The sequence below is a fragment of the Streptomyces sp. NPDC057271 genome, assembly GCF_042668715.1.
In the GTDB taxonomy this organism is placed as follows: Bacteria; Actinomycetota; Actinomycetes; order Streptomycetales; family Streptomycetaceae; genus Streptomyces.
The window spans coordinates 1-13,125 of record NZ_JBHUYJ010000066.1; the positions used below are offsets into that span (position 1 = coordinate 1).

The window sequence follows — 13,125 nt, forward strand, 5'->3', positions numbered from 1 at the left end:
CGGCGGCCGGGCAGAACAGCGGGAAGACAGCCCAGCAGGGCGTCAGTCAGTGGCAGAGCCACGACCACCGGGACCTGAGTATCAGCATCAATGTCGGTGGCGCCGGTTAGCCTCTCTGAGGTGACCGCACGCATCACCGACCCCGAGCAGCTCAAGGAGCTCCTCGGCATCCCGTTCACCCCGGAGCAGACGGCCTGCATCATCGCGCCGCCCGCGCCGCAGGTCATCGTGGCCGGAGCCGGTTCCGGCAAGACGACGGTGATGGCCGCCCGTGTGGTCTGGCTGGTCGGCACGGGCCAGGTAGCGCCCGAACAGGTCCTCGGCCTGACGTTCACCAACAAGGCCGCGGGCGAACTCGCCGAGCGCGTCCGCACCGCCCTCGTCCGCGCCGGCGTCACGGACCCCGACGCGTTCGACCTGGACGACCCCCCCGGCGAGCCCCGCATCTCCACGTACCACGCCTTCGCCGGACAGCTCCTGACCGACCACGGCCTGCGCATCGGCCTGGAGCCCACCTCCCGTCTCCTCGCCGACGCCACCCGCTACCAGCTCGCCGCACGCGTGCTCCGCGAGGCGCCCGGACCCTACCCCGCGCTCACCAGGTCCTTCCCGACCCTGGTCAGCGACCTCCTCGCCCTCGACGCCGAACTCGCCGAACACCTCGTACGGCCCGAGGAGCTGAGGGCGTACGACTCCGAGCTCCTGGACGCGCTCTCCCGCGCCAAGCTGACCAACGCCGACCTGCGCAAGGTTCCCGAGACGGCCACCGCCCGTCGCGAGCTGCTCGACCTCGTCGTCCGCTACCGCGCCGCCAAGCGCTCCCGCGACCTCCTCGACTTCGGCGACCAGATCGCCCTCTCCGCCGAACTCGCCACCACGCGCGCGGAGGTCGGCGCCCTCCTGCGCGACGAGTTCCGCGTGGTGCTGCTCGACGAGTACCAGGACACGTCCGTCGCCCAGCGACTGCTGCTCTCCGGCCTCTTCGGCGGAGGCACGGGCCACGCCGTCACCGCGGTCGGCGACCCCTGCCAGGCGATCTACGGCTGGCGTGGCGCCTCCGTGGCCAACCTCGACGACTTCCCCGCCCACTTCCCGTACGAGGACGGCACCCCGGCCACCCGCTACGCACTCTCGGAGAACAGGCGCAGCGGCGGCCGCCTCCTCGACCTCGCCAACGGCCTCGCCGAGCCCCTGCGCGCCATGCACGAGGGCGTGGAGGCGCTGCGCCCGGCGCCCGGCGCGGAGCGCGACGGCTCGGTTCGGATCGCCCTCCTGCCCACCCACGCCGAGGAGATCGACTGGCTCGCCGACTCCCTCGCCCACCTGGTCCGCACGGGCAGGGAGCCCGGCGAGATCGCCGTCCTGTGCAGGACGGCGACCGACTTCCCCGCCATCCAGGCCGCGCTGGTCGCCCGTGACGTACCGGTCGAGGTGGTCGGCCTCTCCGGGCTGCTCCACCTCCCCGAGGTCGCCGACCTGGTCGCCGTCTGCGAGGTCCTCCAGGACCCCGGGGCCAACGCCTCCCTGGTCCGCCTCCTGACCGGCCCCCGCTGGCGCATCGGCCCCCGCGACCTGGCCCTCCTCGGCCGCCGCGCCCGCGTGCTCGTCCACCGGGAGCGGGCCGGGGACGACGCCGACGCCGACGAACGGCTCGCGGCGGCGGTCGAGGGCGTGGACCCGGCCGAGGTCGTCTCGCTCGCCGACGCCCTCGACACGTTCCTCGACTCCGGGGGAGAGGACGACGGCCTGCCGTTCTCGGCCGAGGCCCGGGTCCGGTTCGCCCGGCTCGCCGCCGAGCTGCGCAGCCTGCGCTCCTCGCTCGCCGACCCGCTCATGGACGTCCTCCACCGGGTCCTCGCCACCACGGGCCTGGAGGTCGAACTCTCCGCCTCCCCGCACGCGCTCGCCGCCCGGCGCCGCGAGACCCTGTCGAACTTCCTCGACACAGCCGCCGGCTTCGCCTCCCTCGACGGCGAGGCGACGCTGCTGGCCTTTCTCGGCTTCCTGCGCACGGCAGCCCAGTACGAGAAGGGCCTCGACAACGCGCTCCCGGGTGGAGAGAACACGGTCAAGGTCCTCACGGCGCACAAGTCCAAGGGCCTGGAGTGGGACGTCGTGGCGGTGCCCGGCCTGGTCTCCGCCCAGTTCCCGAGCACCAGGTCCCGCGAGTCGTGGACCTCCCAGCCGCAGGTGCTTCCGCACGCGCTGCGCGGCGACGCCCCGACCCTGCCCGGGATCGACGGCTGGGACGCCGCCGCCCTGAAGGGCTTCAAGGAGGCGATGCGCGACCACCAGCACACCGAGGAACTCCGCCTCGGCTACGTCACCTTCACCCGCCCCCGCTCCCTCCTCCTCGGCTCCGCCCACTGGTGGGGCCCGGCCCAGAAGAAGCCGCGCGGTCCCTCGGACTTCCTCCACGCCCTGTACGACCACTGCGCGGCGGGCTTCGGCGAGATCGAGGCGTGGGCCGACGAACCGGAGAAGGACGCCGAGAACCCGGCCCTGGCCGAGAACCGCCCCGACGAGGCCTGGCCCCTGCCCCTGGACCCGGACTCCCTCGCCCGGCGCCGCAGAGCGGCGGCCGCGGTCGAGGCGGCGCTGCGGGTACAACCCGCGAGCGCGCTGCCCGCGCAGGCGACCGCACCCGAGGACCCGGAGGACCTCCGGACCGACGAGGAGCCCCTCTGGGACGAGGCCCCCTTCCCCGACGAGGAGCCCCTCTGGGACGAGGCCCCCTTCCCCGACGAGGACCTCTTCCGGGACGGGGCCCCGGTCCGGGACGAAGTCCCCGAACCCGAACCCGGACCCGAACCCGACGCCATCCCCGCCCCCCGGGCGCCGGAGGCCGTCGCGACCCCCGAGGACCGGAAGACCATCGCCTCCTGGGACCGTGACCTCTCCGCCCTCACCACAGAACTGCGCCGCTCCCGCGCCACCACCCGCGACGTCCTGCTCCCCGCCTACCTGTCCGCCTCCCAGGTCCTCCGCGTCGCCGCCGACCCCGACGGCTTCGCGCAGGAGCTGGCCCGGCCCATGCCCCGGCCGCCGCAGCCCGCCGCCCGGCGCGGGACGCGGTTCCACGCGTGGGTGGAGTCCCGATTCGAGGAGCTTCCGCTCCCCATGCTCGGTCCGGACGAGCTCCCCGGCGGCGAGGAGTTCGCCGGCGAACCGGAGATCGCCGACGAGCGGGACCTCGACGCGCTCAAGGAGGCCTTCGCCCTCACCCCGTACGCCCACCGCACCCCGTACCGGGTGGAGGTCCCCGTCCACCTCACCCTCGCGGGCCGGCTCGTCCGGGGCAGGATCGACGCCGTCTACCGCGACCCGGACACCGGCGCGTACGAGATCGTCGACTGGAAGACCAGCCACCTCCGCACCGCCGACCCGCTCCAGCTGGCGATCTACCGACTCGCCTGGGCCGAGCAGCACGGCCTCGACCCCGACGACGTCGCCGCCGTCTTCGTCTACGTCCGCACGGGCGAGGTCGTCCGCCCCCGGGCGCTCCCCGGACGGGCCGAGCTGGAGGCGACGCTGCTGGGCGGACCGACCCCGGACAGAGCCGGCCCGGACGCCGGATAGGCTCAGGAGCATGAGCGAGACCCCGGACAGCGCCGTCCAGACCGTACGTACCCAGGCTGTGCGCACGTACATCGAGCAGCACCGCGCCGCCTTCCTCGACGACCTCGTGGACTGGCTGCGCATCCCCTCCGTGTCGGCTCAGCCCGCCCACGCCGAGGACGTACGGCGCAGTGCGCGGTGGCTCGCCGACAAGCTGACCGGCACCGGCTTCACCACGGTCGAGGTCTGGGAGACGGACGGCTCGCCGGCCGTCTTCGCCGAGTGGCCCTCCGGCGATCCGGACGCCCCGACCGTCCTCGTCTACGGGCACCACGACGTCCAGCCCGCCGCCCGCGAGGACGGCTGGCACACCGACCCCTTCGAGCCGTACGTCACCGACGGCCGGATGTACGCCCGCGGTGCCGCCGACGACAAGGGCCAGGTCTTCTTCCACACGCTCGGGGTCCGCGCCCACCTCGCCGCGACGGGTCGCACCGCGCCCGCCGTCAACCTCAAGCTGATCGTCGAGGGCGAGGAGGAGTCCGGCTCCCCGCACTTCCGTGCCCTCGTCGAGGCCCGCGCGGACCGGCTCGCCGCCGACGCCGTGATCGTCTCCGACACCGGCATGTGGTCCGAGGACACCCCGACGGTCTGCACCGGCATGCGGGGCGTCGCGGACTGCGAGATCGAGCTGTACGGCCCCGACCAGGACATCCACTCCGGTTCCTTCGGCGGCGCCGTGCCCAACCCGGCCACCGTCGCCGGACGCCTGGTCGCCGCCCTGCACGACGAGGACGAGCACGTCGCCATCCCCGGCTTCTACGAGGGCGTCACCGAGCTCTCCGACGCCGAGCGCGCCCTGATCGCCGAGCTGCCCTTCGACGAGGCCGCCTGGCTGACCACGGCCAGGTCCCACGGCACCCTCGGCGAGGCCGGCTTCTCCACCCTGGAGCGCGTCTGGGCCCGCCCGACCGCCGAGGTCAACGGCATCGGCGGCGGCTACCAGGGCCCCGGCGGCAAGACGATCGTCCCCGCCTCCGCCCAGCTGAAGCTCTCCTTCCGGCTGGTCGCCGGCCAGGACCCGGAGAAGATCGAGCTCGCCGTACGGGACTGGCTCGCCGCCCGGGTCCCGGCCGGGATCCGGTACGAGATCGTCTTCGGCGCCCCCACCCGGCCCTGCCTCACGCCGCTGGACCACCCGGCCCTCAAGGCGGTCGCGGGCGCGATGAGCCGCGCCTTCGACGGCGCGAGGGTCCGCTACACCCGCGAGGGCGGCTCGGGCCCGGCCGCCGACCTCCAGGACGTCCTGGGCGCGCCGGTGCTGTTCCTCGGCATCTCCGTACCGTCCGACGGCTGGCACGCGCCCAACGAGAAGATCGAGCTCGATCTCCTCCTCAAGGGCGTCGAGACCGCCGCACACCTGTGGGGCGACCTGCCCGTCGCCCTGCGCACCGCCGCGCGATGAACCCACACAACGATCAGGGGGAGTTGGAAGTACCTGTGTCCACCTTGAACAGCCAGTTCGCGGACCTGCCGATCTCGCTCACCGCCCCGAGCGGTATCGACCGCGCCGCCCACCACCGTCTCGACGAGGCCTGGCTCGCGGCGGCCTGGAGCCACCCCACGACCCGCGTCTTCGTGGTCTCCGGGGGTCAGGTGCTGATCGACGACACCCCCGACGGCCGCACGGAACTCGTCATGACCCCGGCCTTCGAGGCCCCTGTCACCGAGACCCACCGCTACTTCCTGGGCACGGACGACGACGGTGTCTCCTACTTCGCCCTCCAGAAGGACGCCCTGCCCGGCCGCATGGACCAGTCGGCCCGGCCGGCGGGGCTGCGCGAGGCGGGCCTGCTGCTGTCGCCGCGGGACGCGGGCCTGATGGTCCACGCCGTCGCCCTGGAGAACTGGCAGCGGCTCCACCGCTTCTGCTCGCGCTGCGGCGAGCGCACGGTGATCGCGGCCGCCGGGCACATCCGCCGCTGCCAGGCCTGCGGCGCCGAGCACTACCCGCGGACCGACCCGGCGGTCATCATGGCCGTCACGGACGCCGAGGACCGCATCCTTCTCGGCCGCCAGGTCCACTGGCCCGAGGGCCGCTTCTCGACCCTCGCGGGCTTCGTCGAGCCCGGCGAGTCGATCGAGCAGTCGGTCGTGCGCGAGGTCTTCGAGGAGGCGGGTGTCACGGTCGGCGAGGTCGAGTACGTCGCCAGCCAGCCCTGGCCCTTCCCGTCGAGCCTGATGCTGGGCTTCTTCGCGCACGCCACGTCCTCGGAGATACACGTGGACGGCGAGGAGATCCACGAGGCCCGCTGGTTCTCGCGCGAGGATCTGGCCGCCGGCTTCGAGTCGGGCGAGGTGCTGCCCCCGTACGGCATCTCGATCGCCTCCCGCCTGATCGAACTCTGGTACGGCAAGCCGCTCCCGAAGCCGGGCGACGCCGTCTGATCCGACCTGGAACGCTGACGACGAAGTCCCCGCCCGGTACGCCGGGCGGGGACTTCGTCGTGGTGCCGGGAGGCGATCAGAGACGGGCGAGGTTGCGCTTGAGGTACCTGCTGAGCGGCTTCTCGACGACGCGGTGCACCAGGTACGACAGCACCAGCATTCCGAGGAACACGGCGGTGACCAGCACCCATGGGGAGACGTGCGGAGCGGTACGGCTGAAGTAGTGGAAGAACTCCCAGCCGATGAACTCGTGCAGCAGATACAGCGGGTAGGTCAGCGCCCCCGCGATCGACAGCCACTTCCACTGGATTCCGGAGAGTTTTCCGGTGGCGACCAGGGCCATCACACCGAAGAAGACGGCGAGCAGGACGAGCACGGGCCAGGCCGGCCGGTCGCCGGGGAGGGTGAGCCTCTTGAACCTGTCGATGGTGGGCGCGAGCGAGGCGCAGTAGCAGACGGCGACGATGCCGAAGAGCATCAGGTTCGGGCGGAACCGGTACATGAGGTAGAACGCCATGCCGGCGATGAAGAACCAGCTGTACTCGGGCATCACGAGCAGGCGCAGGGGACCCGGCGGGGCGGGGGCGACCATGATGGTCGCCGCGCCCCAGACGCAGCAGAACAGCAGCACCCTGCGGTACGTCAGCCCCCACCAGGCGAGCAGGGCGAAGACCAGGTAGAAGCGGAGCTCGACGAAGAGGGTCCAGTAGACCGCGTCGACGGGAGGGACCCCCAGCGGATCCTGGATCATCGTCAGGTTGGTGAGGATGTCGTTCCAGGGCAGGTGGTCACGGCCGCCGGGGATCACCGTGACGGCGACGCTGGTGGCGATGACCGCGAACCAGTACGCGGGATAGAGCCGCACCACGCGCGAGACGAAGAAGTCCTTCAGAGGCCTTCCCCAGGCACTCATACAGATGACGAAGCCACTGATGAGGAAGAAGAAGTCCACCCCGAGGTAGCCGTAGGAGGCTATGGGGAAGACCTGGGGGAAGAGCTCGTCGACGGGCGTGGGCCAGGCGCCGCCGATCGCCATGTAATGGAACGCCACCACCATGACCGCGGCGCTGAGACGCAGGCCGTCGAGGGCGTAGAGACGTCCGGGTTTTCCGCTCCTGGGGCTCGGGTCGAGGCTCGGCGCGACTGTGGCTTCGCGCGGCGACTTGGTTACGGGGGCTATCTGGTTGAGCACTCGGTTTCCCCACCTGGATGTGCAGCCGCAAATCGCGGTCGGGACGAGAGCATAGGGGGGTGTCCCGGGGCGCACAAAAGATCGGAAGCGTGACGCTCTTCACTGCGGAGTAGATGCGTCCGTTTTGCCTGGACGAAACCGCGCATAAGGCCCCGCGACCGGTGGGAAACCGGCCGCGGGGCCTTCGGGTCCTCTCGGGATCAGGCGCTGAGGGCCTGCTTCACCTGGGCGAGGCTCGGGTTCGTCATGACGACCTCGCCCGTCCCGGAGGTGGGGAGAATCCGCACGGTCGGCACCGTCTGGTTGCCTCCGTTGGCCTTCTCCACGAACGTGGCCGATTCCGGGTCCTGCTCGATGTTGATCTCCGTGTACGCGATGCCCTCGCGGTCCAGCTGGCTCTTCAGCCGGCGGCAGTAGCCGCACCACGTGGTGCTGTACATCGTCACAGTGCCCTGCATGGCCAGGCGCTCCTTTTCTTCGTGATCTTCGCGTTCTTCGCGTTCTCCGCGTTCCTCACGGATGCGGGTGGGTCGGGTCGGTCCGGTCCGCCCACTGAGAACGTACGGGGTCGCGTGGCCATTCCCGATTCGTATGACCGCTCGCCCCGCCCTGTGGACAACGCACGGCGCCCGGCTCCCGCGACCTGGCAGCATGGCGGGGTGACAGCAGCAACGCACTCCACTCTCTTCCCGCAGGTCCCCGAGTCGGCCGACGCGGTGCTCGACGGGCTCGACCCCGAGCAGCGCGAGGTCGCCCTCGCCCTGCACGGTCCGGTGTGTGTGCTGGCGGGAGCCGGCACGGGCAAGACCCGGGCCATCACCCACCGCATCGCCTACGGGGTGCGGGCGGGGATACTCCAGTCCGGCAGTGTGCTGGCGGTCACGTTCACCAACCGGGCCGCGGGCGAGATGCGCGGCCGGCTCCGGCAGCTCGGCGCGGGAGGCGTCCAGGCGCGTACGTTCCACTCCGCCGCCCTCCGTCAGCTCCAGTACTTCTGGCCGAAAGTCGTCGGTGGGGACCTTCCCCGGCTCCTGGAGCGCAAGGTCCAGCTCGTCGCCGAGGCCGCCGCGCGCTGCCGCGTCCGGCTCGACCGGAACGAGCTGCGGGACGTCACCGGCGAGATCGAGTGGGCCAAGGTCACCCAGACCGTCCCCGCCGACTATCCGGCCGTCGTCGCCAAATCCGTCCGCGAGGCGCCGCGGGACCCGGCCGAGATCTCGCAGATCTACGCGACGTACGAGCAGCTCAAGCGGGACCGGTCGGTGATCGACTTCGAGGACGTACTGCTGCTCACGGTCGGCATCCTCCAGGACCGGCACGACATCGCCGACCAGATCCGCCGCCAGTACCAGCACTTCGTGGTGGACGAGTACCAGGACGTCTCCCCGCTCCAGCAGCGGCTCCTCGATCTCTGGCTCGGCGACCGCGACAGCCTCTGCGTCGTCGGCGACGCCAGCCAGACCATCTACTCCTTCACCGGCGCCACCCCCGACCACCTGCTGAACTTCCGCACCCGGCACCCGCACGCCACGGTGGTCAAGCTCGTCCGCGACTACCGCTCCACCCCCCAGGTCGTCCACCTCGCCAACGGGCTGCTCAGCCAGGCGCGCGGCCGGGCCGCCGAGCACCGCCTGGAGCTGATCTCCCAGCGCGACCCGGGCCCCGAGCCGGCCTACACCGAGTACGCGGACGAGCCCGCCGAGGCCGAGGGCACCGCCCGCCGCATCCGCGACCTGATCGCCGCCGGAGTCCCCGCCGGCGAGATCGCCGTGCTCTACCGCATCAACGCCCAGTCCGAGGTCTACGAACAGGCCCTGGCCGACGCCGGTGTGCCCTACCAGCTGCGCGGCGCCGAGCGCTTCTTCGAGCGCCAGGAGGTACGGGAGGCCGGCATCGCCCTGCGCGGCGCCGCCCGCGCAGGGGGGAACGACTCCCTGCTCGACGACGCCGAGGACCTGCCCTCCCAGGTCCGCGCCGTGCTCTCCACCAAGGGATGGACCACCGATCCGCCCGCGGGCTCGGGCGCCGTCCGCGACCGCTGGGAGTCCCTCGCCGCGCTGGTCAGGCTCGCCGAGGACTTCGCCCGGGCCAGGCCCGGCGCCACCCTCTCCGACCTGGTCGCCGAACTCGACGAGCGGGCCGCCGCCCAGCACGCCCCGACCGTCCAGGGCGTCACCCTCGCCTCCCTGCACGCGGCCAAGGGCCTGGAGTGGGACGCCGTCTTCCTGGTCGGCCTCACCGAGGGCATGATGCCGATCACGTACGCCAAGACCGACGAGCAGGTCGAGGAGGAACGCCGCCTGCTGTACGTCGGGGTCACGCGTGCCCGGCTCCACCTCGCGCTCTCCTGGGCGCTCTCCCGCTCCCCGGGCGGCCGTCCCTCCCGCCGCCCCACCCGCTTCCTCAAGGGGCTGCGGCCCGGCTCCGGAGCCCTCGGCGCGGGCGGCCTGGGCGGATCGAGCGGCGGCGGCTCCGTCGACCGCGCCGCAGGCGGCGGACGGCGTAAGCACCGGGGCCCGGTGCGCTGCCGTGTCTGTGGCGCCACGCTCACCGAGGCCGGCGAGATGAAGCTGATGCGCTGCGAGGACTGTCCCTCGGACATGGACGAGGCGCTCTACGAACGCCTCCGCGACTGGCGCGGCGACCGCGCCAGGGAACTCGGGCAGCCCGCGTACTGCGTGTTCACCGACAAGACGCTGATGGCGATCGCCGAGCGCGTGCCCACCACGGGCGGGGAGCTCGCCGGAATCGCCGGGGTCGGCGCGCGCAAGCTGGACCGGTTCGGAGCCGACGTTCTCGCCCTCTGTGCGGGCGAAGAGCCAGGTGAGGGCTGTGGAGGAGTCGACGAGGAGACCTGAGGAAAACTCGTCGAAAAAATAGTTTGCGCACCCCCCGTCAAGCCCCATAGGTTCTTAACCACGGAAACAGCGGCTTCTTCGAAGCCCTGTCTTCGTGCTGTACTTGTCCAAATAAACATGAGGGTCCGGCTCACACCGACCCCTCCGAGACGCCGAGAGGAGGCGATTCCAGTGATCAGCAACATCAACAGCACCACCGTCAGCTTCGTCAGCATCGACAAAATGACCGATCGCTCGGTCGTCTCCGCCTGCTCGCTCGGCCTCTCCGGCTCGGCGTTCATTGGCAGCGGTCTTCCTGGCACCGGTCTGTCCGGCGCTGGTCTGGCCGGCGCCGCTTCCCTGCGGCCGGCCGCCGACCTTGCGGGTCTTCCCGTCATGGAGCGCGACGAGCGACCGACCAAGGCACTGGAAGCAGGAGTAGCAGCAGTCAAGGCCTCGGCCTATGGCTTTGCGGCGACCGGTGCCGAAACCAAGCAGCAGACGACGCAGCACCACACGATGTGGGCCTTCCGTGGGCTCGAACCCTGGAGTGATCCAGCCTGATCTGAATCAGGCCGGCGCCTTCAGGGCCGCGGAACCCCACCCGGGATCCGCGGCCCTTCTGTTTGTCCCCGAACGGGGACGACGGAGCGAAGGGGCCTCGGGACCAGCACCACCCGGTACCAGCCGAACCCCCGGCCCAACAGGCCGGAACGACCAGACGAGGAATTACCCACCGTGCAACTCGAAGCGCACGCCCCGTCCGTACCGCCTTCCGAAACGATCCCGCCGCCCGGCCTCACGGAGGACTCCACCTTGACCCCCCTCACCGCGCTCACCGCGCTCGACGACGCCATCGAGAACCTCGGCGTACCCGTCCCCTGCCGTTCGTTCGACCCGGAGGTCTTCTTCGCCGAGTCCCCGGCCGACGTCGAGTACGCCAAGTCCCTCTGCCGTACCTGCCCGCTGATGGAGGCCTGCCTCGCCGGTGCGCAGGAGCGGCGTGAGCCGTGGGGCGTCTGGGGCGGAGAGCTGTTCGTCCAGGGCGTGGTCGTCGCCCGCAAGCGGCCGCGTGGTCGCCCGCGCAAGAACCCGGTCGCGGCATGAACGTCACCGGAACCATCGACCGACCCCTCACGCACGATCCTCAGAAGCTGGCCTCGATGACCTCTTCCACCAGTGAGCCGTCCGGCTCCGCCACCACAGACGTCACCATCTCCGGCGCGAACGCCTCGCGTCAGAACAGGACCCGTGAAATGCAACTCATCCAAGAAGCCCTGGCTCGTGCTCATATGCACGACCTTCTGCGGGAAGCCGATGCGGAACGCCAGGCCACGCGCCTGGTCGCCGCCCGGCGGATGCAGAAGCGGGCCGAGCGCGTCTCGCTGCGCGCCCGGCGCGCGCTCGCCATGGCTGTCATGCACTGACCCGAAGTAACCACGCGGGGGCCGGTCCGAACGGACCGGCCCCCGCGGTGCGTTGCTGCGCGGCCCGGCTCGTGTCGGACTATCGTCAGGAGGGTGAACGACGCCCGGAAGCCCGAGAAGCCCTTCGTCTGTGCCCGTTGCGGCAGGACGGCGGAGGAACTCCCGGTGACCTGGACCTGCTCGGTGGAGAACGGCGAGCGCCAGTACTTCTGCGAGGCCTGCGCGCGCGAGAACATCAGGTCCATCGAGGGCCGCCTCGACTCCTCCTGGTGGTGACGGCCCTCCGCCCGGCCTCTCCGCCCGGTCCTGCCCCGCGCCGCTACTCGGCCGGGACGAAGCCCGGCAGCCACTCCTCCAGTTCGTCGCGGAGCCGCACCGTCGCGTTCAGCTGGCAGAGCACCCCGATCGTGCTCAGGGTCACGCGGTGTATCAGCAGATACGACGGCGGCAGATTCAGCTGCTTGCCCAGCTGGTGCGCGGGGGAGCGCGGGTCCGCGATCCGGGCGGCCTGGGTCCGCATCCAGCCCCGCGTGAATCCGAACGCGTCGGCCTCCGCCGGCTCGATGATCGGCAGCAGGTACTCAAGCACCGCGTCCGGGTCGAGAGCGATGGACTCCTTGACGAAGCCCTCCTCGCGCAGCAGCTCGTAGACCGTGTCGGCGTCGCCCTCCAGGGTCAGCCGCAGACACGTGCCGATCGTCTCCGGCAGTCCGCCCGGCAGCCGGTCCACCGTGCCGAAGTCCAGCACACCGAGCCGCCAGCTCTCCGGACCCTCCTCGTCGTCGGCGCCCGGCAGCAGCCGGAAGTTGCCCGGATGCGGATCGGCGTGGAGAAGTCCCGTGCGGGCCGGGCCGGAGAAGAGGAACCGGGCCAGGAGCTGACCGGCCCGGTCCCGCTGCTCCTCCGTACCGTCCGCGATCACCTCCGACAGCGGGATCCCGTCGATCCACTCCGTGACGAGCACCTGCTCGCTCTGGTGCACCACGGACGGCACCACGACATCGGGATCGCCCGAGAACTCCTGCGCGTGCTCCCGCTGCGCCTGCGCCTCCAGGCCGTAGTCCAGCTCCTCCGAGACCCGGTCGCGCAACTCGTTGATCAGGGGCTTGACGTCCATACCAGGGATCAGCGGGCCGAGCAGCCGGGCGAAACGGCTGAGCTGCGTCAGGTCGGAGAGCAGCGCCTCGCCCGCCCCCGGGTACTGCACCTTCACTGCGACCTCGCGGCCGTCGTGCCACACCGCCCGGTGCACCTGCCCGATGGAGGCCGCCGCCGCCGGCTTGTCCTCGAACTCCAGGAACAGCTCCCGCCACTCCGGGCCGAGCCGCTCCTCGAGGACGGCGTGGACCGTCCGCGTCGGCATCGGGGGCGCCGCCTCCTGGAGCTTGGTCAGGGCGGCCCGGTAGGGACCGGCCACCTCCTCGGGGAGCGCCGACTCGAAGACGGACAGCGCCTGCCCGAACTTCATCGCTCCGCCCTTGAGCTCACCGAGCACCTTGAACAGCTGGTCGGCCGTGCGCTGTTGAAGCTCTCGCGCGACCAGCTCCGCGGACTTGCCGCCGATCCGCTTGCCCAGACCCCAGGTGGCCCGTCCGGCGAAGCCCAGGGGCAACGCGGCCAACCTGGCGGTCCGGGTGACCGCCTTTCGGGGAAGATCAGACAT

Annotated in this window: 11 protein-coding genes; 8 read left to right on the top strand and 3 right to left on the bottom strand. The window is 71.5% G+C overall.

The genetic code is table 11. From position 1 onward, the window contains the following. Positions 1-120 precede the first annotated feature (120 nt). From ACFUJR_RS26050 to nudC, 3 genes are read left to right on the top strand one after another with little or no spacing between them, the layout of a single operon-like run. Entirely contained in the window at positions 121-3,579 is a 3,459-nt protein-coding gene (locus tag ACFUJR_RS26050) for a UvrD-helicase domain-containing protein (protein WP_383180708.1), read from the top strand. A 10-nt stretch (positions 3,580-3,589) separates the two neighbouring features. Beyond that, positions 3,590-5,023 (top strand): dipeptidase, encoded by a 1,434-nt coding sequence (locus ACFUJR_RS26055; RefSeq protein WP_383180712.1) that lies wholly within the window; start codon positions 3,590-3,592, stop codon positions 5,021-5,023. Positions 5,024-5,058: 35 nt separating this feature from the next. Beyond that, positions 5,059-6,006, top strand: a complete 948-nt coding sequence (gene nudC, locus ACFUJR_RS26060; RefSeq protein ID WP_383180715.1) for an NAD(+) diphosphatase — start codon at positions 5,059-5,061, stop codon at positions 6,004-6,006. A gap of 76 nt (positions 6,007-6,082) precedes the next feature. Here nudC and ACFUJR_RS26065 read toward each other — a convergent pair whose 3' ends face one another. Both ACFUJR_RS26065 and ACFUJR_RS26070 read right to left on the bottom strand, forming a co-directional pair. Continuing rightward, positions 6,083-7,198 (bottom strand): acyltransferase family protein, encoded by a 1,116-nt coding sequence (locus ACFUJR_RS26065; RefSeq protein ID WP_383180929.1) that lies wholly within the window; start codon positions 7,196-7,198, stop codon positions 6,083-6,085. Between the two features lie 200 nt (positions 7,199-7,398). Next, on the bottom strand, positions 7,399-7,656 hold the full coding sequence (locus tag ACFUJR_RS26070; RefSeq protein ID WP_383180926.1) for a mycoredoxin: 258 nt from the start codon (positions 7,654-7,656) through the stop codon (positions 7,399-7,401). A gap of 201 nt (positions 7,657-7,857) precedes the next feature. On the opposite strand from ACFUJR_RS26070, the gene ACFUJR_RS26075 reads away from it, so the two are divergent. The 5 genes from ACFUJR_RS26075 to ACFUJR_RS26095 all read left to right on the top strand — a co-directional run bounded on the left by ACFUJR_RS26075 (position 7,858) and on the right by ACFUJR_RS26095 (position 11,738). Continuing rightward, on the top strand, positions 7,858-10,056 hold the full coding sequence (locus ACFUJR_RS26075) for an ATP-dependent DNA helicase UvrD2 (protein ID WP_383180923.1): 2,199 nt from the start codon (positions 7,858-7,860) through the stop codon (positions 10,054-10,056). A gap of 171 nt (positions 10,057-10,227) precedes the next feature. Further along, positions 10,228-10,599 (top strand): hypothetical protein, encoded by a 372-nt coding sequence (locus tag ACFUJR_RS26080; RefSeq protein WP_383180920.1) that lies wholly within the window; start codon positions 10,228-10,230, stop codon positions 10,597-10,599. A 174-nt stretch (positions 10,600-10,773) separates the two neighbouring features. Continuing rightward, on the top strand, positions 10,774-11,142 hold the full coding sequence (locus ACFUJR_RS26085) for a WhiB family transcriptional regulator (protein WP_383180917.1): 369 nt from the start codon (positions 10,774-10,776) through the stop codon (positions 11,140-11,142). Then, a complete protein-coding gene (locus ACFUJR_RS26090) occupies positions 11,139-11,462 on the top strand; it encodes a hypothetical protein (RefSeq protein ID WP_383180913.1) in 324 nt (107 codons plus the stop codon). The genes ACFUJR_RS26085 and ACFUJR_RS26090 overlap by 4 nt, the downstream gene beginning before the upstream one ends. Positions 11,463-11,555: 93 nt before the next feature. Further along, complete coding sequence (locus ACFUJR_RS26095; RefSeq protein ID WP_383178297.1) at positions 11,556-11,738, top strand: hypothetical protein; 183 nt, start codon at positions 11,556-11,558, stop codon at positions 11,736-11,738. Between the two features lie 43 nt (positions 11,739-11,781). Here the strand turns inward: ACFUJR_RS26095 and ACFUJR_RS26100 are convergent, their stop codons facing one another. Continuing rightward, a complete protein-coding gene (locus ACFUJR_RS26100; RefSeq protein ID WP_383178294.1) occupies positions 11,782-13,125 on the bottom strand; it encodes an ABC1 kinase family protein in 1,344 nt (447 codons plus the stop codon).

Coding starts and splice junctions, on each gene's coding strand:
- ACFUJR_RS26055 (WP_383180712.1), top strand. CDS start 3,590: ATGAGCGAGACCCCGGACAGCGCCGTCCAGACCGTACGTACCCAGGCT.
- ACFUJR_RS26070 (WP_383180926.1), bottom strand. CDS start 7,656: ATGCAGGGCACTGTGACGATGTACAGCACCACGTGGTGCGGCTACTGC.
- ACFUJR_RS26090 (WP_383180913.1), top strand. CDS start 11,139: ATGAACGTCACCGGAACCATCGACCGACCCCTCACGCACGATCCTCAG.
- ACFUJR_RS26100 (WP_383178294.1), bottom strand. CDS start 13,125: ATGTCTGATCTTCCCCGAAAGGCGGTCACCCGGACCGCCAGGTTGGCC.